Origin of the sequence: Helicobacter kayseriensis (genome assembly GCF_021300655.1) — a bacterium.
GTDB lineage: Bacteria > Campylobacterota > Campylobacteria > Campylobacterales > Helicobacteraceae > Helicobacter_G > Helicobacter_G kayseriensis.
This window is the reverse complement of the sequence record NZ_JAJTNB010000039.1, coordinates 1-1,060: the sequence shown is the minus strand read 5'-3', so window position 1 is coordinate 1,060 and position 1,060 is coordinate 1. Positions and strand designations below refer to the sequence as shown.

Here is a 1,060-nt window from a genome sequence, read left to right as displayed (position 1 = left end):
ACTTTCATTTGCAATCTCTGCAGTATCTGTACCAGTAGGATTTTCAATCGTCAAGGTGGCATTATTGAGCGTAAGAGTGTTTTGCCCACTGTATTTGCCATCAGCAAGAAGAGATTTAAACAATCCAAATAAAGAAAGAAATTTTTAGAAATAATCTGTGAGTTAAGCTTGGTGATTTCTTATTTTTCCTTTGATTAACAGGAGGGAGGAGTTTTCTCCTCCCTTGAACGAGATACACTAAAAAGAAAACTTTTAACAAAACACTCTTGGAGTCTCTTAAGGATAAGAGACTCCATAAAATGTTTGGAGTTTTTAAAGAAATCTCAATCCTTCCTCTATTCTTCCAAAGAATATAAACTTATGAAGAATTTAAGTTTTGATTTGGTTCTTGTTTTTGAGTCTTAAGGTTTTTGCCATTGGGGTTTTTAAACCCTTAAACTTCTAAGTTTAAAGCTTTAAACTCTCACAAGGCTTTGTTTGTTTTTTCAAAGTCCTCAATCATTTGGCATTTCAATTCTTTTTTGGCTCTTTTGATTCTTTAAACTCTCAAACAGGATTTCTTTGGGTTTTAAAATTCTCCATTTTTGCAGGCTTTGTATTTCATTAAAACAATGATAAAACAAACCCTATTCAATTAAGACCTGTGCTTAAATCTTTAAACTTTTTTTATTTGTTCTTTTAAAATCTTTAATCCCCCCCCCTTTTTTTTAACTCTATTTAGTCTGCCTTATCTTGCTTTTTTGTTTATGCTTTTGTATTAGCTAGAGAGTCTTTCTATTGGGATAGAAAGACTTTTTTGACTTCTTTTTAGTTTTGAGTGGAAGAAGGAGTTGTTTCTCCTTTTTCTTCACTTCCTTTTTCTTCTAGCTTCACAGGAGCTTGAAGAGTTTCTTTTTCTTGAGTTACGATAGGCTTAGGAGTATAAGTTCCCTCTCCAAAGCTATATCTCACACCCAGATTGACTTGATACTCTGTCACAATATCTCCTCCAAAGCTTCTTTCAAAATCTGCATAGATTCTGACATTATCTTTGATAGAAATATTTGTCCCCACATTAAGC

The 1,060-nt window shown here is 32.7% G+C and carries 1 protein-coding gene; it reads right to left on the bottom strand.

The window, feature by feature from the left end; translation table 11 throughout:
- Positions 1-807 precede the first annotated feature (807 nt).
- The coding region (locus tag LW137_RS07120) for an autotransporter outer membrane beta-barrel domain-containing protein (RefSeq protein ID WP_233034979.1) at positions 808-1,060 on the bottom strand (253 nt) is incomplete at its 5' end.